Below are 21,734 nucleotides of genomic sequence, written 5' to 3'. Positions count from 1 at the left end.
ATCCATCGAGATGCATGAGTTCTCAACGATCGCGCCCGGTGAGATACTCGACAGATCTATCTGCCCGAGCCGATGAATTCGACGGGCTCGCCTACGTGTCACCCGGCCGGAGGGCAGCACCTGCGGCGGGAACCCGGCGCATGGGGGTTGACCGGGGGCTCAGCTCCCGGCCCGGCGCAGGAACTCCACGCTGTGCCGGGTCCACTCGTCCTCGACCGCGCAGGTGCGCTCGATCGAGTCCTGCCGGGGCAGCCAGTGCTCGACGATCTGGTTGATCCCGCGCTCGACCGGACGGACCCACGCCACCATCGCGGCGTAGTCCAGCAGGCCGGTGCCGAGCGGGCAGCCGACCAGCGAGAAGCCCACCCAGCCCGGGGCCCGGGTGAAGGCGAAGTCCTTGACGTGCAGGTTCACCACGTACGGCGCGGTGCGCTCCACGGTGGTGGCGGGCAGTTCGAGCCGGGCCACGCAGTTCGCCGGGTCGAGGCACACCCCCAGGTGCGGGTCGTCCACTCCGCGTACCACCGCGAGCAGGTCGTCGGTGGCCACCTGCTCGTAGGTCTCCAGGCCGATGGTGACGCCCCGGGCGGCGTACCCGGGCAGGGCGGCGGCGAGCAGGGCGACGGCCTCGGCGACGGTCGGGCGGTGCGCGGCGGTGTTCAGCATGGTGCGCACGAAGGCGACGTCGAGCCGGCCGGCCAGGTCCAGGTAGCGGGCCAGGTGCGGGCCGGCGACGCCCCGGGTGCCCAGCTCCAGCCGGACGCCGAGGGCGGACGCCCGGCGGCGCAGCCGCTCCAGCTCCCCGTCGGACGCCTCCTCGATCGGCGGGTAGTCGCAGACCTGGAAGACGGTCGCGCCGGCCTCGGCGGTCCGCTCGACCATGTCGGTCAGGGACAGCGGGCGCTGCGCCGCCGTCCAGCGCCAGAAGAACGAGTACGTGCTCAGGCCGATGGCCACGGCGGCTCCCCGGTGCGGGCCGGCGCGCCACCGGCGGTGTCTGCGGTGTCCCCGGTGGCGGCACTGTCCCCGGCGGCACCGGTGAGGGCGGTCGCCTCGTCGAGGATCGCGGCCAGGGCCGCCGGGTCGTGGGCGAACCGGCCGAGGAAGAGCCCGTCGACCCGGTCGCCGAGCCGGCCGAGCAGCCCCGGTCCGGCGCTGCCGCCGTAGATCACCCGGCTGCCGGCCCGGCCCGGCTGGTCGGCGATCCAGTCGCGCAAGGGACCGGTGACGGCCCCGATGTGCTGCGGCGGGGCGGGCTCGGGCCGGCCGATGGCCCACCACGGCTCGTACGCCAACACCACGGGACCGGGCGGGGCGGCGGCGAGGGCGGCGCGGGCCTGGGCGACGCAGTCGGCGGCGGCCGCCGGGGCGTCGACCCGGTCGGGCTCGCCGACGCAGAGCACCGGCGTCAGGCCGTTGCGCAGGGCCGCCGCGGTCTTGGCGGCGACGACGGCGTCGTCCTCCCCGAAGAGGGTACGGCGCTCGAAGTGCCCCACCTCGGCGTAGCGGCAGCCCAGCTCGGCGAGCAGCGCGCCGCTGGTGCCGCCGGTGACCGCGCCCCGGTCGGTGTGGTGCAGGTCCTGGGCGCCGACGTGGACGCGGGTGCCGGCGAGGACGCCCCGGACCGGGGCGATCAGCGGCGTCGACGGCAGCACGAACAGCTCGACCCGTCCGGCCTGGACGGCGTCGTGGGCGCGGGCCAGTCGCGCCACGTCCGCGCACCAACGCAGCGTCTCGCGTTGCCCGAAGTACATCTTGAGGCTGACCCCGACGGTCAGCGGCCGGTCGCGCATCGGCTCAGCACGACCCGGTCGACTCGTACGTCGACATCAGCCGGACCTTCGCCCCCGACGGCGACGAGTCGTCGAAGTCGTAGCCCAGCCACTCGCGGGCCAGCCGGCGGGCCAGCTCCGGCCCGATGACGCGCTGGCCGAAGGTGAGGACCTGGGCGTTGTTGCTCAGGATGGCCCGTTCGACGGAGTAGCTGTCGTGGGCGGTGACCGCGCGGATGCCGGCGACCTTGTTGGCGGCGATGGCCACGCCCAGGCCGGTGCCGCAGACCAGCAGCGCCCGGTCGGCCCGGCCCGCCGCGACGATCTCGGCGGCGGCGATGGCGACGATCGGGTACGCGGTGTGCCCGTCCGCGTCGACGCCCACGTCGATCACCTCGGCCACCCGCTCGTGGCCGCGCAGGTCGGCCTTGAGCATCTCCTTGTACTGGTAGCCGGCGTCGTCGGCGCCGACGACGATCCGCAGTCTGCTGGCGCTCATCGCGCGGTCTCCTCTTCACGGGTGGGTGCGGTGGCGGCGTCGGCGACGGCCGCCAGGATCAGGGCGAGCGAGACCGCCCCCGCGTCCGGGGCGCCGACGCTGCGGTGGGCCAGGGGGCGGGCCCGACCGACGCGGGGCACCAGGTCGGCGGTGGCCCGGGCCGCCACGTCGGCCACGGCGGCGGCCTCCCGCCAGGCGGCGGCGACCGGCTGTCCGGCCTGCACGCGGTCGGCCAGCGTGGCGGCGAAGGGCGCGAACGCGTCGACGAGGGTCTTGTCGCCGACGGCGGCCCCGCCGACCCGGGTGACGTCGGCCAGCGCCCGGGAGACCGCCCCGGTCACCCGCGCGGCGGTCGGCTCGCGGTCGTCGCCGAGGGCCACGGCCGCCCCGCGCAGGGCCACCCCCCACAGCGCGCCGGAGGTGCCGCCGCCGGCGTCGGCCCAGGCGTCCCCGGCCCGGGTCAGCGCGGTGCCGACCCCGGCTCCGGCGGCGACGGCGGCCACCGCGGCGGACACGGCGGCGTTGACGCCCCGGCTCATCCCGATGCCGTGGTCGCCGTCGCCGGCCAGGGCGTCGATGCGGCCCAGCTCGTCGGCGTGGGCGTCGACGGCGTCCCGCGCCGCCACGAGCGCGCCGAGCAGGCGGCGGCCGGCGGCCCGCGACGCGGGGCTCGCGGGCGGCACGGGTTCCTCCGCCTCCTCGGCGAGGACCGGCGCGGGCGGCGCGGCGGCGGTGGCCGACAGGCCGCGCCGGAAGCCGGGGGCGTCGGCCGGGGCGCACCACAGCGGGACCAGCTCGTCGGTCAGCCAGCACACGGTCAGCGAGACGCCGGCCATCTCGAAGCTGGTCACCAGCTCGCCGACGGCCGGGGCGACGACCTGCACACCGGCGGCGGCGAGCAGCTCGGCGACCCGCCGGTAGACGACGAACAGCTCCTCGTACTTGACGCTGCCCAGCCCGTTGAGCAGGACGGCGGCCCGCTGGCCGGCGGGGGCGTCGATCCCGGCCGGCAGTTCGGCGAGGACGGTGTCGACGAGGAGCTCGGCCAGGCCGTCGGCGCTGGGGCGGTCCCGCTCGTCGATGCCGGGCTCGCCGTGGATGCCCAGGCCGACGGCCATCCGCCCGCCGGGGACCGCGAACAGCGGGGCGGCCGCGCCGGGCAGGGTGCAGCCGGTCAGGGCGACCCCGAACGAACGGGTCCGGGCGTTGGCCAGCCGGGCGATCCGCTCCACCTCGTCGAGGTCGAGCCCCCGGTCGGCGGCGGCAGCGGCCACCTTGAACACCACCAGTCCCCCGGCGATCCCCCGCCGCCGGTCGGCCTGTTCGGCCGGGGCGCTGGCCAGGTCGTCGGTGACGGCGACGGCGCGGCAGTCGACGCCCTCGGCCTCCAGGTGCACCCGGGCGGCGGTGAAGTTGAGGACGTCGCCGGCGTAGTTGCCGTACGCCAGCAGGATCCCGCCGCCGCCGGACGCGGCCCGCGCCACCGACCGGACCTGCCGGGCCGACGGGGACGCGAAGACGTTGCCGACGGCCGCGCCGTGGGCGAGGCCGTCGCCGACCAGGCCGGCGAACGCCGGGTAGTGTCCGCTGCCGCCGCCGACGACGACGGCGACCCGCCCCGGTGCGGGGGCGGCCGCCCGGACCACGCCGCCGCTCACCCGGCGCACCAGCCCCGGGTGGGCCGCGGCGAAGCCGTCGAGGGCCTGCTCGGCGAAGCGGGCGGGGTCGTTGGACAGGCGGGTCATCGGGCCGGCCGCACCGCGTCGATACGCAGCATCCGGGCGATGACGGAGTCCAGCTCGGCGTCGTCGAAGATGCGCTTCCAGTCGTCGCGCACGATGGTCTCCCGCCCGTAGTCCATGGCGATGAGGCACGCCTCGGAGAACGGGTTGGAGCCGCGCAGCGAGTTGCTCAGCGCCACCTGGATGTGGCCGAAGAGCATCGCCTTCGCGGCCGGCTCGGGCACGCCGACGGTGTGGACGGTCTCGTGCAGCGCGTCGCGGAGCAGGCCGCTGATCATGCAGGCGACGGTCTCGACCAGGGTCGGCTCCAGGACGGCGAGCTGCTTGACGGTGACCCAGTGCACGTCGAGCACCGGGCCGTACATGATGCGGACGACGTCCTCGACGCGCGCCCGTACGGCGTCGTCGCCGGACTCGAGCGCGGCGACGACGTCCTGGGCGGCGGCGACCCCGCCGAAGGTGTCGGCGTACTCCTCGCCGGTGGTGCGCTCCAGGAAGACCGACGGGTGGCAGGGGTGGGCGCAGGCGAGGTGGATGTCGTCGCGGCGGGCGAGGACGCCGGCGTAGGCGGCGGCCGGGTCGAGCGTGAGCACGACGGCGCCCGGCTTGAGCAGCGGCACGAGCTGCGCGGAGATCTCCCCGAGCAGCACGTCGGGAACGGCGAGGACGACGACGTCGCTGTCGGCGGCGGCGGTGGCCGTGTCGCTGAGTTCGCGGCCCTCGGCGGTCACCCGGGCCTGGGCCGGCGGGTGGTTCTCGCAGTAGCGGACGGTGTGGCCGCTGCGCTGGAGGTTGGCCGAGATCCGCAGGCCCATCTTGCCGCCGGCGCCGACGACGGTGATGACCAGGTCCGAGGTGGACATGAGGGGCTCCTCACGAGGGTGGCAGAGGGTTGGCGAAGGGTGGGGCCGGCGGGCGGCGGGAGGCGGGCGGTCCCGGGCGGATGCCACGGGGTCACGGCCCGACGAAATGAAACGTTACAGTAGATGGCGCGGGACGGTCAACGGGCCGCCCCGCGACGGCGACCTACAGCCGGTCGTACGCCACCAGGGTGAGGAATTCCGGCAGCTCGTCGGCGAGGGCGACGCGCGCGAAGACTTCCCGCGCGTCCTCCGGGCGACCCTGTCGCCACACCCGGTCGCCGACCTCGGCGGCGATCCGCGCCGTCTCCTCGGCGAGGATGCCGGCCACCAGGTCCCGGGTGACCACCCGCCCGTCGGGCAGCTGCGCGCCGTGCCGGATCCACTGCCAGACCTGGGATCGGGCGATCTCGGCCGTCGCGGCGTCCTCCATCAGGTTGTCGATCCCGGCCGCGCCGCGACCGGTCAGCCAGAACGACAGGTATTGAAACGTCACACTGACGTTGCCCCGTAGCCCGGCTTCGGTGACCGACCCCGGGGTCGACGCCACGTCGAGCAGGTCGGCCGGGGTGGTCGTGACGTCGTCGCGCCGCCGGTCGATCTGGTTCGGCCGCTCCCCCAGCACCGCGTCGAACGCCGCGCGGGCCACCGGCACCACGTCGGGGTGGGCGACCCAGGTGCCGTCGAAGCCGTCGCCGGCCTCGCGGCGCTTGTCCGCGTCCACCGCCGCCACGGCCCGGGCGTTGGCCTCCGGGTCGCGGCGGGACGGGATGAGGGCGGCCATGCCACCCATCGCGAACGCGCCGCGCCGGTGACAGGTGGCCACCAGCAGCTCCGTGTACGCCCGCATGAACGGCACGGTCATCGTCACCGCCGTGCGGTCCGGCAGCACGAACCCCGGCCGGTCCCGAAAAGTCTTGATCATCGAGAAGATGTAGTCCCAGCGGCCGGCGTTGAGCCCGTACGAGTGCTCCCGCAGCTCGAACAGGATCTCGTCCATCTGCAGCGCCGCCGGGAACGTCTCGATCAGCACCGTGGCCCGGATGCTGCCCCGGGGCACCCCGAGCGCGTCCTGGGCGTGGACGAACACGTCGTTCCACAGCCGCGCCTCCAGGTGGTGCTCCAGCTTCGGCAGGTAGAGGTAGGGTGCGCTGCCCCGCTCCAGCAGCCGGCGGGCGTTGTGGAAGGCGAACAGCCCGAAGTCCATCAGCGCCCCGGCGACGGGGACGCCGTCGACCAGCAGATGCTTGTCGACCAGGTGCCAGCCGCGCGGGCGGACCAGCAGCGTGGCCGGCGAGTCGACCAGCCGGTACCGCCGGCCGTCGGAGGCGTCGTGGGTGATCGTCCGGTCGATCGCGTCGGTCAGGTTGAGGTGGCCCTCGACCTGGTTGCGCCAGGTCGGGCTGTTGGCGTCCTCGAAGTCGGCCATGAAGCCGCGGGCCCCCGAGTTGAGGGCGTTGATCACCATCTTGCGGTCCGTGGGGCCGGTGATCTCGACACGGCGGTCGGCGTAGTCGGGGCGGGGCGCGGCGACCCGCCAGTCGCCGGCCCGCACGTCGGCGGTCTCCGGCAGGAAGCCGGTCGGCGCGGGTCGGGCGGTGCGGGCGGCCAGCAGCTCCCGCCGGCGCGGGTCGAAGCGGCGGTGCAGCTCGGCCACGAATTCCAGGGCGGCCGGGCTGAGCACCTCGGCCCGCGCACGCTCGCTCAGCGGCGGCGCGGCGGAGTAGGAAACGGTCACGGTGGCTCCTCCAGTCTCGGCGGCGGCCAGAGGGCCGCCATGCACCAGCTCTCGGCGGCCGGGGCCGCTGGCGCCCGGCCGGGGCGGTTCAGTCGGGTTCGCGGGGGACCAGTTCGTGGCGGGGGTGGTGGCCGCGGATCACGCGGATCACCTCGTCCACCATCAGGTCGAAGAAGCGCGGCTCGCTGGCGGCGGTGACCCCGGCGATGTGCGGGCTGAGGAAGACGTTGGGCAGGGCGCGAACGGGGTGCCCGGCCGGGATCGGCTCCGGGTCGAACACGTCGAGGCAGGCGACGATGTCGCCGGTCGCGAGCCGGTCGAGGAGCGCGGCCGAGTCGACGACCGCGCCCCGGGACACGTTGACGAAGACCGCGCCGGGCCTGAGCAGGGCGATCTCGCGGGCGCCGAGCAGGCCCCGGGTGGCGCTGGTCAGGGGGGCCAGGCAGACCACCACGTCGGACCCGGAGAGCACGCCGTCGAGGCTGGTCAGGGTGAGGTCGTAGACGTCGGCGAGCACCCGGGGCGCGTACGGGTCGTGGGCGAGGACGTTGACGTGGAACGGGGCGAGCAGTTCCAGCAGCCGCCGGCCGATGTGGCCGAGCGCGATGATGCCGACCGTCCGGCCGGTCAGCTCGCCGTTGCGGTAGCCGGGGTCGTCGAGGAACACGCTGCGGTCGGGCCAGAGCACCTCGTCGGCGACGAGGCGGCGGAACAGCGCGCCGGCGTTGCGCAGGCCGACGAGCATCAGCGCGAGCGCCCACTCGGCCACCGGGTCGGAGGAGCCGTTGGTGGTGTCCACCGCCCAGACCCCCCGGGCGCGGGCGGCGGCGACGTCGACGCGGTGGGCGAAGCGATCGCCGTGGGTGTCGCCGACGAGGCGCAGCCGGGGCGCGGCGGCCAGCACCTCGTCGGTGACCCGGGGGCAGCCGTGGCTGACGATCAGCGCGTCGAGGTCGGCCACGAAGGCGGTCAGCCGGGCGACGGTCGCCGGGTCCGTCGGTGGCGGCGCGGTGGAGCGGTCCGGTCCGTCGAACTCCAGCCAGGCCACGTCGGCGACCCCGGCGAGGCGGGCCAGCGCGGCCTCGGTGACGAAGCGTTCCCGGGTCGCCCGGTTGCAGGCGACGCCCACCCGGGGGCGGGGCGGCGGAGCCACGCGCGGGCGGGGCGGCGGCGGGGTCACGCGCGGACTCCTTCCGGGTCGCCGAGCAGCCCGGCGAGGGTGCCGCCGAGGACCAGCGGCAGGTCGGCCGGCGCGATGAAGTCGCAGTGCCGCCGCACCGCCTCCAGCGACTGCCGGTACGTCATGGCCGCGCCGGAGGCCGGGTGGTCCGAGCCCCACACCAGGCGCCGGGGCCCCCACGTCTCGTAGTACGCCCGGACGACGTCCAGCGCCGCCCGGTGCGGGACGTCCCAGGGGTCGGCCGCGCCGTACTGGAGGCCGGAGACCTTGACGATCAGGTTGGCGGGGGCGGCCGGGTCGAGCACCCGGGCCAGGGCGTCGGCGACGCCGCCGGGCCAGGCCGGCACCAGCGCCAGGTGGTTGCACAGGATGGGCAGGCCGGGCACGGTCGCGGCGAGCGCGCGCAGGTCGGCGTGCCAGGCCGGCCCGGCGGCCAGTCCCATGAGCAGACCCCGGCGCTCGGCGGCGGCGAACAGCGCCCGGGCGTCCGCCGAGCGCAGCCACCCGTCGTTGTCGGGGCCGAGGTAGTGGCTGATCCCGGCGAGCGGGTACCGGTCGGCGAGCGCGGCGAGCCGGTCGGCGGCCCCGGCCGTGTGGTGCCGGGGGCTCCACCGGCTGTCCAGGTCGGCGAAGTGGTGCAGCCGCCCGGGGTGCCGGGCCACCGCCGCCGCGACGTAGTCGTTGTTGTCGGCGTTGCGGTCGATCTCGGCGGCCACCACGACCGCCCGGTCCACCCCGGCGGCGGCCATCTCGTGCAGCAGCACCTCGACCCCGCCCCGGGTGGCGTCGTCCGGCACGGGCGGCCGGTACGGCCAGCGCGGCCAGGCGTGGGTGTGCGCGTCGACGATCACCGGTTCAGCCCTTCAGCGACCCGGCCGCCAGGCCCTTCATGATCTGCTTGTTGATGAACACGTAGACGACCAGGATGCCGAGCACGGTGGTGCAGATGCCGGCGAAGAGCGGGCCGTAGAGGGTCGAGCCGTACTCGCCGTTGAAGTTGAGCAGGCCCACCTGGATGGTGCTCAGCTCCTTGCTGGTGTTGAAGGTCAACGCGATGAGCAGGTCGTTCCAGACGGAGAAGAACATCAGCAGGCCGAGGGTGAGCAGGCCGTTGCGGACCATCGGCAGGCCGACGGAGAAGAACGCCCGGAACACCCCCGCCCCGTCCAGCGTCGAGGCCTCGAACAGCTCCCGGGGCACGGCCCGGAAGTAGGCCGCCATCAGGAACACCGTCAGTGGCAGGCCGTGCCCGACGTAGGTGAGGATGAGCGGCAGCAGCGAGTCGGTGAGGCCGAGGCGGAAGTAGATCGTGAACAGCGGCAGCAGGATCAGCTGCAGCGGCAGCATCATCCCGCCGACGATGAGCAGCAGGACGGTGTTGCGCCCCTTCCAGACCATCACCTCCAGGGCGAACCCGGCCGCCGCGCCGAGGGCGAGGATGAAGAACAGCGACGGCAGGGTCACCAGCAGGCTGTTGCGGATGACGGTGCCGATGCCGCCGAGTTCCCACGCGTCGACGTAGTTCTGGAAGTTCAGCTCGCGGGGCAGCGACCACAGCGGCTCGGTGATGAACTCGTTCTCGGTCTTCAGCGAGCTGGCGAACATCCAGAACAGCGGGTAGATGGTGATCACCAGCAGGACGGCGATCACCAGGCCGGTCCAGGCGCGGTTGCCCACCCGACGCCAGTTGACGCCGCGGCGGCGCGACGGCGCGGGCGGGGCAGGTGCGGTCGCGCGGGTCGCCACCGGCGCGGAGGGGTCCGTACGTGTCGCCATGGTCAGCCCTTGGTGAGGTCTCGTCGGGAGGAGCGGAACAGGAAGAGCGTGACGGTCAGGCAGATGGTGGTGATCAGGATCGCCAGGGTGCTGCCGTAGCCGTAGTCGCTGTAGAAGAACGAGGTCTGGAACATGTAGAGGTTCAGCGGGGTGGTCGACGTCCCGGGGCCGCCGTTGGTCAGCGCCACCACGGAGTCGAAGACCTTCAGCGAGGAGTTCAGGCTGAAGATGATCGAGGAGATCAGCACCGGCAGCGCCAGCGGCAGCACGATGTGCCGCAGCAGCCTCCAGCCGACCGCCCCGTCGAGCCGCGCGGACTCCAGGACCTCGCCGGGGATGTCGAGCAGGCCGGTGTAGAGCAGCACCGCGTAGAAGCCCATGGTGCGCCACAGGTCCATCAGGATGATGACCCAGAACGCCTTGCTGCCGGTGGAGAACCAGTCGGTCGCCCCGAACCCCAGGACGTCGAGCAGGCTGTTGGCCGGGCCGGTCTGCGGCGCGATGGCGAACATCTTGGAGAACAGCAGGCCGACCGCGACGGTGGGCAGCACCACCGGGAAGAAGACCAGGGTACGGATGAGCGCGGAGGCCCGGCGCAGCACGAAGACGTAGAACAGGGCCAGCGCCAGGCCGAGCAGGATCTGCCCGACCGTGATGACCAGGGCGTAGGTCACGGTGAACCGCAGCGAGGTCGGGACGATCGGGTCGTCCAGGAGCTTGCGGAAGTTGTCGAGCCCGACCGGGCGGAAGCCCTCGATCACGTTGCCGGTGGAGAAGGCGTAGAACAGCGACCACACCGACGGCACCAGCATGATCGCCGTGTACATGAACAACGCGGGCCCGAGCAGGATCGCGATGGCCCTTTTGTCACCGAATACTCGGTCCATTGATTACCCGTCCCAACCAAGGATGCCTGACCGGTGGGGCCGTCCACCGGGCGGCGGTCACCCGCCGCCGCCCGGTGGACCGGCCCGCCGGAACTACTGTGCCGCAGAGAGGTCGTTCTGGAGCAGGCTCATGTACTGCTCGGGCTTCATGGCACCGGTGAGCAGCGGGGCGGCGTTGGCGCTGGCGTCGCCGGTCGCCTTGGTGTTGAACAGGGCCTCGAACCACAGGACCGTGGAGGTGCTGGCGTCGATGCGCTTCTGCAGGTCCTGAGTCAGCGGCGGGACGTTGGCCACCGGCTTGCCCATCTTGAAGCCGGAGAAGGCGCCCTGGGTCTCCATCAGCCCGCTGGCGTAGTTCTCGGCGATGCACTTGAGCCAGCCGCCGACCTCGGGGCTGTACTGCTTGGCGGAGATCGCCGTCGGCGCGCCGACGTTGGCCGGGTACTGGTCGATCGAGCCGCTGCCGCCGGTGACGGCGGGGACGGGCATGAACCCGATCGCGTCGCCGAGGGGGTTCTTCTTCGGGTCGTTGATGCTGGCCAGCAGCCAACTGCCCATGTACATCATGGCGGCCTTGCCGTTGAGCAGGTTGGCCGTGGCGGTGTCGTAGTCGACGGAGGTGACCCCGTCGACGAAGTAGCCGGCCTTGCCGAGGTCGGCGATCGCCTGGGCGGCCCGGACGTACTCGGGGTCGGTCAGCTTGGCCTGCCCGTCGGCGACCTTCTTCAGCGCGTCGGGGCCCAGGTCACGCAGGATGTACGCGCCGACCCAGCGGCTGATCGTCCAGCCGGTCTTGCCCGAGGCGGTGAACGGGGTGATCTTGGCGGCCTTCAGCTTCGCGGCGGCGGCGAGCAGCTCGTCCCAGGTGGCGGGGACGGCGATGCCCTGCTCCTCGAAGATCTTCTTGTTGTAGAAGATGCCTTCGATGTTGTACTGGAACGGGATGGTCGGGTACACGCCACCGCCGTAGAGCTTGTCGATCGTGTCGGACGCGGCCGGGGTGAGCTTGTCGGCGACGCCGAGGTCGGTCAGTGCCTTCTTGACGTCGACGAGCTGACCGGACTTCTGCAGCGCCCCGTCCTTGTTGATCAGGGCGTTACCCCCGGCGAACAGGACCGGGAGCGCGTCCTGGCCGGCGAGGAGCTGCACCTTCTGCTGCATGTTGCTGCTGGGGGTCTGCTCGATCTTGAGCGGCAGCGCGTCGTTCTGGGCCTTGCACTCGCCGGCGGCGAGCCGGTTGAGCTCGGCGGGGATCTGGGTGTTCTCGGTGGTGAACAGCGCCGAGAACGCGGTGGGCTTGGAGGCGGAACCGGACTTGGTGCCGGTGCCTGCCGCACTGCATCCCGAAACCAGCAGGGCGGCGGCGCTGACAGCCGCTACTGTGCGTAGTGTGGGGTGCGTGCGAGCGGCTCGCCAGGTTCTGATCACGGGTGCTCCTCGGGGGCAGGGATGGTCGTGCGAAGCAACGCGCATAGCCGGCCGGCCTTTAAATCGTTTCAACGGACGGATGCTACCTGCGTCACATCCGCAGTGTCAACAGGCTGTTTCCCGCTTGTAACGCGGCCCGGCCGCCGCCCCAGCTCCGCGGGTCGACGGGGCGACAGCGACACGGAGCAGGGCGGAATGCGCGCACGCCGGACAGGCAGCGGGCGGCGCACCGGCAGACGGGCTTGCCAGCACCGCTCTGAAACGTTATACATGCAGGGCCCTCGCCGCCCGCCGCCGTCGGCCTCGTCCCGCCCCCGGGGCCACGAGGAGCAGCCGCGCGCCGTCCGGGCGCGCCTGCCCGCCACCGACCACGGAGTGCAGATGCCATGACCGACAGTGACGGCGACGCAGGTGTCTGCGTCCTCGTGCCCGATGAAGAGGGCGCGGCGGCGCTGACGGCGTACCCACTGCTGCGCCCGCAGCTGCTCGGGCCCGGCGGGGAGCCGACGGCCGGGCAGCGCGACCACGCCGTCGTCCTCGTGCACGGCTTCCACCCGGTGGAGCGCACCCTCGCCCTGCTTCCCCGGCTCCCCCACGTCCGGCTCGTGCAGACCCTCAACGCCGGCTACGACGGCTGGATCGGCCGGCTGCCACCCGGCGTGGGCCTGTCCAACGCCCGTGGCGCGCACGGCGCGGTCGTGGCCGAGTGGGTCGTCGCGGTGCTGCTCGCGCACCACCGGGAGCTGACCTTCTTCGCCGAGGCGCAGCGCCGGCGGCGCTGGGAGCGCCGGACCGGCCGGTCGCTGGCCGGCAGCCGGGTGGCCGTCCTCGGCGCCGGTGACATCGGCCGGCACGTCGCGGGCCTGCTGCGCCCCTTCGGCTGCGAGGTGACCCTGGTCGGGCGACGCGCCCGCGCGGGCGTCCTGTCGACCGCCGGGTTCGCCGCCGTCGCGGCCGAGCAGGACGTCGTCGTCCTCGCGCTGCCGGCCGGCCCGGACACCGACCGGATCGCCGACGCGCGGTTCCTCGCCGGACTGCGCGACGGCGCGGTGCTGGTCAACGCGGGCCGGGGCACCCTGGTCGACACCGACGCGCTGCTGCGCGAGACCGGCGGCGGCCGGTTGCACGCGATCCTGGACGTCACCGACCCCGAGCCACTGCCGCCCGACCACCCGCTGTGGGACGCGCCGAACGTCACGCTCACCCCGCACGTCGCCGGGGTGACCGAGGGGATCGCGGCGCGCGCCTGGGCCGTGGCCGCCGCGCAGATCGACCTGTTCGCCCACGGCCGGCGACCCGACAACCTGGTCATCGACCCCACCTGAGCCAACCGGACACCTCCACCCGAAGGGAACCTCCCGCGACATGACAGCCCCACCCGCGCCGTCGGCCCGCCCGCTGGCCGGCCGCCGTGCCGTCGTCACCGGCTCCGGCGGCGCCCTCGGCCGCCGCATCTGCCGGGCCCTCGCCGACCAGGGCGCCGCCGTGGCCGGCCTGGACATCTCCGCCGACGCCGCCGCGGCCACCACCGCCGACCTCACCGCCCGGGGGGCCACCGCCCGGCACGACGCGGTCGACCTGCTCGACTTCGCCGCCGTCGTCGCGGCGGCCGACCGCACCGCCGCCGAGTGGGGCGGCATCGACATCCTGGTCAACACCGCCGGTGGCGGCCTGGTCCGGCCGTTCGCCGAGCTGACGCTCGACGAGTGGCAGACCCAGCTCGACCGCAACCTCACCAGCGTGTTCACCTCCACGCGGGCGGTCCTGCCGCACATGCTGCCCGGCGGCTGGGGGCGGATCGTGTCGCTGTCGTCCATCGCCGCCGTGCGCGGCGGCCGGCTGGTGCGCAACGCCACGGCGTACGCGGCGGCCAAGGCCGGGGTGATCGGCCTGACCAAGGCGCTGGCCATCGAGCTGGCCGAGACCGGCATCACCGTCAACGCCATCGCCCCCGGGGCGCAGGCCACCCCGGGCCGGGACCGGGACACCCCGCAGCGCCGGGAGGAGCTGCTCGCCCAGATCCCCACCCGCACCCTCGGCCAACCCGACGACCTGGCCGCCTCGGTGGTCTTCCTGTGCCAGGAGTCGGCCGCGTACATCACCGGCGTCACCCTCGCCCAGGACGGAGGGCACTCGATTTGACCACGGAACCGACCGGGACGCCCGAGGCCGGACAGAGCCGGCTCGACCGGGGACGGCGGGCGTTCAACGAGATCTACGGGCCGGGCGCGGCCGACGTGTTCCTGCAGCGCCGCTCCGGCCTCGGCGCCGACCTGGCCCGCTTCGGGCTGGAGTTCAACTTCGGCGACGTCAACTCCCGGCCCGGCCTCGACCTGGCCCGCCGGGAGATCGCCACCCTCGCCGTGCTCATCGGCATGGGCGGCGCGGACCCGCAGATCGCCGGGCACACCAAGGCCGCGCTGCGGGTCGGCCTCACCCCCGCCGAGATCGTCGAGGTGGTGATCCACTGCGTGCAGTTCGTCGGGTTCCCCCGGGCGATCAACGCGCTCGCGGTGGTCCGCGCCGCGCTCGCCGACGCCGGGGTCGACGTCGACGACCCCGACCCGCCCGCCCCACCGCTGCCCGAAGGGAGCTGACATGTCCACCGCCCCGAAGGAGGCCGGCATGCCCACCGTCGTTCTCGTCGGCACCCTCGACACCAAGGGCCCCGACTACGCGTACCTGGCCGAGCGGCTGCGTGCCCTCGGCGTCGACGTCCTCGTCGTCGACGCCGGCACCGCCGCGCCGCGCGGCCTCACCCCGGACGTCACCGCCGACGAGGTCGCCGAGGCCGCCGGCACCACCGTCGCCGAGCTGCTCGCGGCGGGCGACCGGGGCGCGGCGGTCACCGCGATGGGCCGGGGCGCGGCGGCGGTCGTCGGCCGGCTGGTCGCCGCGGGCCGGGTCGACGGCGTGCTGGCCGCCGGCGGCTCCGGCGGGTCGTCGATCGCGGGGGCGGTGCTGGCCGCCTGCCCGGTCGGGCTGCCGAAGCTGCTGGTCTCGACCATGGCCTCCGGCGACGTCTCCCCGTACGTCGGGGCGAAGGACGTCACGATCATGTATTCGGTCGTCGACGTCGCCGGGGTCAACCGGATCTCCCGGCTCGTGCTCGGCAACGCCGCCGCGGCGATGGCCGGCATGGCCCGCGACCGGTCCCGCGCCGACACCGCCACCGACGCCCGGCCGATCGTCGCGGCCAGCATGTTCGGCGTCACCACCCCCGCCGTCGAGGCCGCCAAGGCCCGGCTGGAGGAGCTGGGGTACGAGGTGCTGGTCTTCCACGCCACCGGTGCCGGGGGCCGGGCCCTGGAGGGGCTGGCCCAGGCCGGACTGCTCGCCGGGGTGCTGGACCTGACCACCACCGAGCTGGCCGACGACCTGGTGGGCGGGGTGCTCACCGCCGGGCCGGACCGGCTCACCGCCGCCGGGGCGGCCGGTGTGCCGCAGGTGATCGCGCCCGGCGCGCTGGACATGGTCAACTTCGGGCCGGTCGACACCGTGCCGGAGCGCTTCGCCGACCGGCTGTTCTTCGTGCACAACCCGACCGTGACCCTGATGCGCACCACCGCCGACGAGATGGCCGAGCTGGGCCGGCGGATCGGCGCGAAGGCCGCCGCCGCGACCGGCCCGACCGAGGTGTTCTGGCCCGACGGCGGGGTGAGCGCGCTGGACGCGCCCGGTCAGCCGTTCGCCGACCCGGCGGCCGACACGGCGTGCCGCGACGCCCTCGCGGCGACCCTCGCCGCGCACGGCGGGACGCTGCACCGCGTCGACGCGCACGTCAACGCACCGGAGTTCGCGGCGGCGATGGCCGACACCCTGCACCGGCTGATCCAGAAGGGAGCCTGAGATGGAACGCGCGGAGGCGCTGCGGCGGCTACGGGAACAGGCGGCCGCCGGCCGGCCGATCGTCGGCGCGGGCGCCGGCACCGGCCTGTCGGCCAAGTGCGCCGAGGCCGGCGGGGCCGACCTGATCATCATCTACAACTCGGGCCGCTACCGGATGGCCGGGCGCGGCTCGCTCGCCGGCCTGCTGCCCTACGGCGACGCGAACGCGATCGTGGTCGAGATGGCCGCCGAGGTGCTGCCGGTCGTGCGGGACACCCCGGTGCTCGCGGGCGTCTGCGGCACCGACCCGTTCCGGCTGATGCCCCGGTTCCTCGACGAGCTGGCCGCGATCGGCTTCACCGGGGTGCAGAACTTCCCCACCGTCGGCCTCATCGACGGGGTGTTCGGGCAGAACCTCGCCGAGACCGGGATGGGCTTCGACCTGGAGGTCGAGATGATCCGGCTGGCCGCCGAACGCGGCCTGCTCACCTGTCCGTACGTCTTCGACCCCGAGCAGGCGGCGGCCATGACGGCGGCCGGTGCGGACGTGCTGGTGCCGCACATGGGGCTGACCACGTCCGGCACCATCGGCGCGCGGACCGCGCTGACCCTCGACGAGTCGGTCGAGCGGATCCAGGCCATGCGGGACGCCGCCGTGGCGGTGAACCCGGACGTGCTGGTGCTCTGCCACGGCGGCCCGATCGCCGAGCCGGACGACGCCGCGTACGTGCTGGCCCACACCACCGGCGTGGTCGGCTTCTTCGGCGCCTCGTCGATGGAACGCCTGCCGGTGGAGCGCGCCCTGACCGCCCAGGTCCGCGCCTTCAAGTCCCTGCCCACCTCCTGAAGCCAACCCCCGATCGGAGACCCCCATGCCACCCACCCACATCCCCGCGCACGACGTGGAGACCTTCAGCTTCGACTGGGGCACCATGAAGTGGTTCGTCTCGCCGGTGACCATCCCCGGGGCCGTCAACTCCCAGGGCGAGGTCATCATCAACCCGGGGCAGGGCCACGGCCGGCACCTGCACGCCGGCGCGGACGAGCTGATCTACGTGGTGTCCGGGGCGGGGGTGCAGACCGTCGGCGACGACGAGTTCGCCATCGCCGAGGGCGACATGGTCTACATCCCCCGTGGCACCCTGCACTCGACGATGAACTCCACCTGGCGCACCCTGCGGCTGCTGGTGACGTACACGCCGGGCGGCGAGGAGCAGGCGCTGACCGGGCTGCCCGACTTCTGCCGCCACCCGGCGGGTGAGGTCGTGGCCTGGCAGCGGCCGGGCGCGTGAGCGTCCTGCGGCTGGGCGCCGGCCAGCGGTGGACCGTGGACGGGCCGGCCTGGAGCGACCTGTCGGCGGTCGGCTGGTTCAGCCTGGAGCGGGCCGGCTTCCGGTTCGACCGGCATCACCACTCCTGCCCCGAGTACTGGGCGGTGGTCGAGGGCCGGGCCCGCGTCGCCGTCGGGGCGCAGGAGTACGACGTCGCCCCCGGTGACCTGGTCTGCACGCCGGCCGGGGTGGAGCACGACATCCTGCGCGCGTACACCGACGACCTGCGGCTGTTCTTCTTCGTCGCGGCCGTTCCCGAGGGCGAGCCGGCCGGGCACCTGCACCGGGAGCCGGAGTTCGCCCTGGGCCACGACGTCGGGCGACCCGGACCGCCGGCCGGCTGACCGGTCGCCACGACGATCGGGGCGGGGACCCTGCACGGGTCCCCGCCCCGATTCGTGTCCGGCAGCGGGTCAGGCGCGGGCGCGCAGGGTGTCGCCGACGGCGGCGAGGTTGTCCAGCCGCATCTCGGAGTACTTGCGGGACAGGATGATGCCGTCAGCGCCGCCGTCGAGCGCCGCGGTGACCGAGGCGCGGACCTCCTCGGGGCTGGTCTTCTTGACGTGCTCCGGGGTGGGCACGTCGAGGTCCAGCCCCGGGTACACGGCGGCCCGGCCGGCGACGGCGGCCACGGTGCGGCGGGTCTCCCGGGTGACGTAGTCGGCGGACAGGCCGGTGGCGGGCAGGTCGTCGAACCGGACGGCCTCGTCGTAGCCGAGCACGCCCCGGTAGAGGTCGTAGAGGGTCTGCTCGTCGACCCCGGCGAAGATGCTCCGGGCCACCTGCCGGATGTGGTGGTGCAGCCGGTAGCCGGCGCAGTTGTTGTAGAGCACCGGCTTGACGAAGTCGGCGTACTCGGCGAGGGCGGTGAAGTCGGTCTGGGCCCGGTAGAGCGGGGAGAACGAGTTGTGGTGCCAGACGTGCCAGCCGACCTGCACGTGCGGGGCGAGGAACTTCGCGGCGCCGTAGAGCTGGCGGCGCAGGGCCTCGAAGCCGTCGGTCCAGAGCTGCTCCCAGGCGAGGATCTCCGGGTACTCGGTGAGCAGGCGCAGGAAGCGCACGAAGCCGCTGTCGCCGCCGGGGTCGGCCCCGCCGTGGGCGAGCCGGTGCAGCGCGACGTACCCCTCGCGGGCCCGGCGCACGTCGATGCCGCGGCGGTGGCCGGCGGCCTCGCAGTGCGGGCAGAAGCAGTACGGGTTGCCGTCGCGGGCGAAGCCGCCGTCGCCCAGGACGTTGCCGAGCGGGCCGTGCCGCTCGGAGCCGAACATGAGCCCGTCCAGCGGGTAGCTCTTGAGCTGGTCCTCGATCAGGCCGAGCCACCAGGCGACGTAGTCGGGGTTGCGCACGCAGGCGTACGGGTCGGCGCGGCCCCAGGCGTCGACCTGCAGGACCTTCGGCCAGTTCGGCACGTGCCGGGTCAGCCCGGAGTGGGTGTTCTCCAGGACGAACGAGTAGACCCTCATGCCGCGCCGCCGGGCGGCCGGGATGACCTGTTCCAGCACGTCGAAGCCGGCGACCTCGCGGTCCGGGGCGCGGAACGGCCCGAGCGCGGTGTTGGCGTAGAACTCCGGGTGCTGGGTGACGTACGAGCCGCCGACGTGGTGGTGGTCGAGTTCGCGGGCGCCGTGGCCGGGCCAGGGGCGGCTCACCACCTGCCGGCCCTGCAGGCCACGGTCGAAGGACTGGGTCGCCACGAACACGGCGTCGACCGCCGCGGCCTCGCCGACGATGTCGAGAACCTGGTCGACGCCCTCGTCGACGAAGGAGATGGCACCGATCTGGATTCCCACCAGGGACCCCACACGCTCTCCTCGGGGGTGCGCGCCCCGCGGCCGTCCCGCAGTGGGGCGGACCGCGCGTCGGGGCGGGTCAGCGGCACGGCGGCGACGGAACCGGAGGCTGAGACGTTTCAATCTGGGGCCCACGCTATGCCCGTCACCACTGCCGGTCAAGCGGCGTTACGACTCGACACCCTGCGGCAAGACACTTGTGAAACCTTTCATTGACTCGTAACGTACCCGGTGCCACCGGACGGTCGAGAGGAAGCCCATGAGCAACGCCGACCCCGCGCCCCGGACGACGGTCCAGGCGCCCCGCGTCGCGCACGTCGACCCGGCGATCGGCATCGGCGAGCCCGCCCCCCGGCTCTCGTTCCGCGTCACCGACGCCCCCGCCGGCTGGCGGCAGGTCGGCTACGAGGTCGAGGTGACCGGGCCGGACCGGGCCGCCCACCGCAGCGGTCGCCTCGACTCGGCCGACTGCGTGCTGGTGCCCTGGTCCGCGCCGCCGCTGCGCCCCCGCGAGCGGTGCGAGGTGCGCGTACGGGTCTGGGGTGCCGACGCCGACGAGCCCACGCCGTTCAGCGACCCGACCACCGTGGAGGCCGGCCTCGACGCGGACGACTGGCAGGCGGAGTTCGTCTCCGGCGACTGGGCGGTCGACCCCACGGTCGAGCAGCCCCCGCCGCTGCTGCGCCACGAGTTCGACGTCACCGGCGAGGTCACCCGGGCCCGGGTCTACGCCACCGCCCTCGGCGTCTACGAGCTGGAGCTCAACGGCGCCCGCGTCGGCGACCAGATCCTCGCCCCGGGCTGGACCAGCTACCACCACCGGCTGCGCTACCAGACCTACGACGTCACGGGGCTGCTGCGGCCGGGCCGCAACGCCGTCGGCGGCTGGCTCGCCGAGGGCTGGTACGCGGGCCGCCTCGGCTTCCACGGCGGCCACCGCACCGTCTACGGCAGCCGGATCGGCCTGCTCGCCCAGCTGGAGATCGAGTACGCCGACGGCCGGCGGCAGCTCGTCGCCACCGACGGCTCCTGGCGGGCCGCGACCGGGCCGCTGACCGCCTCCGGCCTGCTCGACGGCGAGCACCACGACGCCCGCCGCGAGCCCACCGGCTGGTCCTCGCCAGGCTTCGCCGCCGACGGCTGGACCCCGGTGCGCGTGCTGCCCCGCCCAGCGTCGGCCCTGGTCGCCCCGACCGGCCCGCCCGTGCGTTGCGTGCAGGACGTGCCCGTGGCCGAGGTGGTCGACGCCACCGGCGGACGGATCATCCTGGACTTCGGGCAGAACCTGGTGGGCCGGCTGCGGATCACGGTCACCGGCCCGGCCGGGCAGACGGTGCGGCTGCGCCACGCCGAGGTGCTCCAGGACGGCGAGCTGTTCGTCCGGGCGCTGCGCGGGGCGAAGGCCACCGACTCGTACACGCTGCGCGGCGGGGGCGTCGAGACGTGGGAGCCCCGGTTCACCTTCCACGGCTTCCGCTACGCCGAGGTCACCGGCTGGCCCGGCGAGTTCGATCCGGCGGCGGTGGTGGCCCGGGTCCACCACACCGACATGGTCCGCACCGGCACGTTCGAGTGCTCGGACCCGCTGGTCAACCGGCTGCACGACAACGTCGTGTGGAGCATGCGGGGCAACTTCCTGGACATCCCGACCGACTGCCCGCAGCGCGACGAGCGGCTGGGCTGGACCGGCGACATCCAGGTCTTCGCCCCCACCGCCGCCTTCCTGTACGACTGTGCGGGCATGCTCTCGTCGTGGCTGGTCGACCTGGCCGCCGAGCAGCTGCCCGACGGGACCGTGCCGTACTTCGTGCCCCGCATCCCCGCGCCGAGGTGGGAGCCGCCGCAGCCGACGGCGGTCTGGGGCGACGCCGCCGTGCTCACCCCCTGGACGCTCTACGAGCGCTACGGCGACCGCGACGTGCTGGCCCGGCAGTACGCCAGCGCGAAGGCGTTCGTCGACCTGGTCGACCAGCGGGCCGGCGCGGACCACCTGTGGGACAGCGGCTACCAGCTCGGCGACTGGCTCGACCCGACCGCCCCGCCGGACGACCCGGAGGACGCCAAGGCCGACCGCTACCTGGTCGCCACGGCCTACTTCGCCCGCTCCACCGGGGTCCTCGCCCGGATGGCCGAGGTGCTCGGGCGGCACGCCGACGCACAGCGCTACGCCGCCCTCGCCGCCGCCGTCACCGAGGCGTTCCAGCGCCGGTACGTGCTGCCCTCCGGGCTGCTCGACAACGACGCGCAGACGTCGTACGCGCTGGCGCTGCGGTTCGGTCTCGTGCCGGCCGGCGGCCCGCGCCGGGCGGCGGCCCGGCGGCTGGCCGAGCTGGTCGAGGAGGCCGGCTGGCGCATCGCCACCGGGTTCGCCGGCACCCCGGCCATCTGCGACGCGCTCGCCGACAACGGCGAGGTGGAGACCGCGTACCGGCTGCTGCTGAGCACCGACTGCCCGTCCTGGCTGTACCCGGTGACCACCGGCGCGACCACGATCTGGGAGCGCTGGGACAGCCTGCTGCCCGACGGCACGGTGAACCCGGGGCAGATGACGTCGTTCAACCACTACGCGCTGGGCGCGGTGGCGGACTGGCTGCACCGCACGGTCGCCGGCCTCGCCCCGGCCGAGCCCGGCTACCGCCGGCTGCTGGTGCGGCCCCGGCCCGGCGGCGGTCTGCGGCACGCCCGCGCCGCGCTGCTGACCCCGTACGGGCCGGCGGCGGTGGGCTGGCGGCTGGCCGACGGCGAGCTGGCCGTCGAGGTGACGGTGCCGGCCGGCGCGACCGCGCGGGTCGAGCTGCCCGGTGCCGCGCCGACGGAGGTCGGCTCCGGCGCGCACCGGTTCACCGTGCCCTGGAGCGAGGCGGCCTGACGGCCCCACGGCCCGGCCCCGGGGGCGGGGTCGG

Annotated in this window: 20 protein-coding genes; 8 read left to right on the top strand and 12 right to left on the bottom strand. The window is 74.2% G+C overall.

All coding sequences use genetic code 11. The features are described from left to right. Window positions 1–159: 159 nt before the first annotated feature. The 11 genes from TK50_RS27780 to TK50_RS27730 form a co-directional block, all read right to left on the bottom strand. Window positions 160–957 carry a sugar phosphate isomerase/epimerase family protein gene (locus TK50_RS27780; RefSeq protein ID WP_043968387.1) on the bottom strand — a complete coding sequence of 266 codons (798 nt, stop codon included), beginning with the start codon at window positions 955–957 and terminating at the stop codon, window positions 160–162. Continuing rightward, on the bottom strand, window positions 942–1,793 hold the full coding sequence (locus TK50_RS27775) for a triose-phosphate isomerase family protein (protein WP_063838630.1): 852 nt from the start codon (window positions 1,791–1,793) through the stop codon (window positions 942–944). The genes TK50_RS27780 and TK50_RS27775 overlap by 16 nt, the downstream gene beginning before the upstream one ends. A 4-nt stretch (window positions 1,794–1,797) precedes the next feature. After that, window positions 1,798–2,271: a ribose-5-phosphate isomerase gene (locus tag TK50_RS27770; RefSeq protein ID WP_043968385.1), complete on the bottom strand. Its 474-nt coding sequence runs from the start codon at window positions 2,269–2,271 to the stop codon at window positions 1,798–1,800. Continuing rightward, window positions 2,268–4,016 carry a dihydroxyacetone kinase family protein gene (locus TK50_RS27765; protein WP_043968382.1) on the bottom strand — a complete coding sequence of 583 codons (1,749 nt, stop codon included), beginning with the start codon at window positions 4,014–4,016 and terminating at the stop codon, window positions 2,268–2,270. The genes TK50_RS27770 and TK50_RS27765 overlap by 4 nt, the downstream gene beginning before the upstream one ends. Then, window positions 4,013–4,876, bottom strand: coding sequence for a phosphogluconate dehydrogenase C-terminal domain-containing protein (locus TK50_RS27760; RefSeq protein WP_043968380.1), 864 nt, complete (start codon window positions 4,874–4,876; stop codon window positions 4,013–4,015). The genes TK50_RS27765 and TK50_RS27760 overlap by 4 nt, the downstream gene beginning before the upstream one ends. A 163-nt stretch (window positions 4,877–5,039) precedes the next feature. Continuing rightward, window positions 5,040–6,611 carry a malate synthase A gene (aceB, locus tag TK50_RS27755; protein ID WP_043968379.1) on the bottom strand — a complete coding sequence of 524 codons (1,572 nt, stop codon included), beginning with the start codon at window positions 6,609–6,611 and terminating at the stop codon, window positions 5,040–5,042. A gap of 88 nt (window positions 6,612–6,699) precedes the next feature. Next, window positions 6,700–7,791 (bottom strand): hydroxyacid dehydrogenase, encoded by a 1,092-nt coding sequence (locus TK50_RS27750; protein WP_052503966.1) that lies wholly within the window; start codon window positions 7,789–7,791, stop codon window positions 6,700–6,702. After that, window positions 7,788–8,642, bottom strand: coding sequence for an amidohydrolase family protein (locus TK50_RS27745; RefSeq protein WP_043968378.1), 855 nt, complete (start codon window positions 8,640–8,642; stop codon window positions 7,788–7,790). The genes TK50_RS27750 and TK50_RS27745 overlap by 4 nt, the downstream gene beginning before the upstream one ends. A gap of 4 nt (window positions 8,643–8,646) precedes the next feature. Beyond that, window positions 8,647–9,567 (bottom strand): carbohydrate ABC transporter permease, encoded by a 921-nt coding sequence (locus TK50_RS27740; RefSeq protein ID WP_043968377.1) that lies wholly within the window; start codon window positions 9,565–9,567, stop codon window positions 8,647–8,649. Window positions 9,568–9,569: 2 nt separating this feature from the next. After that, window positions 9,570–10,454 (bottom strand): carbohydrate ABC transporter permease, encoded by an 885-nt coding sequence (locus TK50_RS27735; protein WP_043968375.1) that lies wholly within the window; start codon window positions 10,452–10,454, stop codon window positions 9,570–9,572. A gap of 93 nt (window positions 10,455–10,547) precedes the next feature. Continuing rightward, entirely contained in the window at window positions 10,548–11,882 is a 1,335-nt protein-coding gene (locus TK50_RS27730) for an ABC transporter substrate-binding protein (RefSeq protein WP_199486155.1), read from the bottom strand. A gap of 386 nt (window positions 11,883–12,268) precedes the next feature. Here TK50_RS27730 and TK50_RS27725 point away from each other — a divergent pair, with 386 nt between their 5' ends. The 7 genes from TK50_RS27725 to TK50_RS27695 are packed head-to-tail and all read left to right on the top strand — an operon-like array spanning window position 12,269 to window position 17,385. Continuing rightward, complete coding sequence (locus TK50_RS27725) at window positions 12,269–13,207, top strand: NAD(P)-dependent oxidoreductase (protein ID WP_043968373.1); 939 nt, start codon at window positions 12,269–12,271, stop codon at window positions 13,205–13,207. A 40-nt stretch (window positions 13,208–13,247) separates the two neighbouring features. Beyond that, window positions 13,248–14,024 carry an SDR family NAD(P)-dependent oxidoreductase gene (locus TK50_RS27720; protein WP_052503965.1) on the top strand — a complete coding sequence of 259 codons (777 nt, stop codon included), beginning with the start codon at window positions 13,248–13,250 and terminating at the stop codon, window positions 14,022–14,024. After that, window positions 14,021–14,479, top strand: coding sequence for a carboxymuconolactone decarboxylase family protein (locus TK50_RS27715; protein ID WP_043968372.1), 459 nt, complete (start codon window positions 14,021–14,023; stop codon window positions 14,477–14,479). Before TK50_RS27720 ends, TK50_RS27715 begins: the two co-directional genes overlap by 4 nt. Before the next feature lies 1 nt (window position 14,480). Next, a complete protein-coding gene (locus TK50_RS27710; protein WP_199486154.1) occupies window positions 14,481–15,731 on the top strand; it encodes a Tm-1-like ATP-binding domain-containing protein in 1,251 nt (416 codons plus the stop codon). Between the two features lies 1 nt (window position 15,732). Further along, window positions 15,733–16,557, top strand: a complete 825-nt coding sequence (locus TK50_RS27705; RefSeq protein ID WP_043968370.1) for a phosphoenolpyruvate hydrolase family protein — start codon at window positions 15,733–15,735, stop codon at window positions 16,555–16,557. 25 nt (window positions 16,558–16,582) lie between these two features. Continuing rightward, window positions 16,583–17,002, top strand: coding sequence for a cupin domain-containing protein (locus tag TK50_RS27700; protein ID WP_043968369.1), 420 nt, complete (start codon window positions 16,583–16,585; stop codon window positions 17,000–17,002). Then, window positions 16,999–17,385 (top strand): cupin domain-containing protein, encoded by a 387-nt coding sequence (locus tag TK50_RS27695; protein WP_043968368.1) that lies wholly within the window; start codon window positions 16,999–17,001, stop codon window positions 17,383–17,385. The genes TK50_RS27700 and TK50_RS27695 overlap by 4 nt, the downstream gene beginning before the upstream one ends. 69 nt (window positions 17,386–17,454) lie before the next feature. Here TK50_RS27695 and TK50_RS27690 read toward each other — a convergent pair whose 3' ends face one another. Further along, a complete protein-coding gene (locus TK50_RS27690; protein WP_052503964.1) occupies window positions 17,455–18,843 on the bottom strand; it encodes a hypothetical protein in 1,389 nt (462 codons plus the stop codon). Between the two features lie 247 nt (window positions 18,844–19,090). Between TK50_RS27690 and TK50_RS27685 the strand changes: the two genes are divergently transcribed. Beyond that, the gene (locus tag TK50_RS27685) at window positions 19,091–21,700 is read left to right on the top strand and encodes a glycoside hydrolase family 78 protein (RefSeq protein WP_043968366.1); all 2,610 of its coding nucleotides are present in this window, start codon (window positions 19,091–19,093) and stop codon (window positions 21,698–21,700) included. Window positions 21,701–21,734: the final 34 nt, after the last annotated feature.

Origin of the sequence: Micromonospora haikouensis, assembly GCF_000876225.1 — a bacterium.
GTDB lineage: Bacteria > Actinomycetota > Actinomycetes > Mycobacteriales > Micromonosporaceae > Micromonospora > Micromonospora haikouensis.
Note: the sequence above shows the minus strand (reverse complement) of the source record. Positions and strands in the feature narration are given on the sequence as shown.

Excerpts from the sequence above, each read along its gene's own strand:
- TK50_RS27765 (WP_043968382.1), bottom strand. The coding sequence starts at position 4,016 with ATGACCCGCCTGTCCAACGACCCCGCCCGCTTCGCCGAGCAGGCCCTC.
- TK50_RS27720 (WP_052503965.1), top strand. The coding sequence starts at position 13,248 with ATGACAGCCCCACCCGCGCCGTCGGCCCGCCCGCTGGCCGGCCGCCGT.
- TK50_RS27685 (WP_043968366.1), top strand. The coding sequence starts at position 19,091 with ATGAGCAACGCCGACCCCGCGCCCCGGACGACGGTCCAGGCGCCCCGC.
- TK50_RS27710 (WP_199486154.1), top strand. The coding sequence starts at position 14,481 with ATGTCCACCGCCCCGAAGGAGGCCGGCATGCCCACCGTCGTTCTCGTC.
- TK50_RS27705 (WP_043968370.1), top strand. The coding sequence starts at position 15,733 with ATGGAACGCGCGGAGGCGCTGCGGCGGCTACGGGAACAGGCGGCCGCC.
- TK50_RS27735 (WP_043968375.1), bottom strand. The coding sequence starts at position 10,454 with ATGGACCGAGTATTCGGTGACAAAAGGGCCATCGCGATCCTGCTCGGG.
- TK50_RS27740 (WP_043968377.1), bottom strand. The coding sequence starts at position 9,567 with ATGGCGACACGTACGGACCCCTCCGCGCCGGTGGCGACCCGCGCGACC.
- TK50_RS27775 (WP_063838630.1), bottom strand. The coding sequence starts at position 1,793 with ATGCGCGACCGGCCGCTGACCGTCGGGGTCAGCCTCAAGATGTACTTC.
- TK50_RS27700 (WP_043968369.1), top strand. The coding sequence starts at position 16,583 with ATGCCACCCACCCACATCCCCGCGCACGACGTGGAGACCTTCAGCTTC.
- TK50_RS27725 (WP_043968373.1), top strand. The coding sequence starts at position 12,269 with ATGACCGACAGTGACGGCGACGCAGGTGTCTGCGTCCTCGTGCCCGAT.
- TK50_RS27770 (WP_043968385.1), bottom strand. The coding sequence starts at position 2,271 with ATGAGCGCCAGCAGACTGCGGATCGTCGTCGGCGCCGACGACGCCGGC.
- TK50_RS27760 (WP_043968380.1), bottom strand. The coding sequence starts at position 4,876 with ATGTCCACCTCGGACCTGGTCATCACCGTCGTCGGCGCCGGCGGCAAG.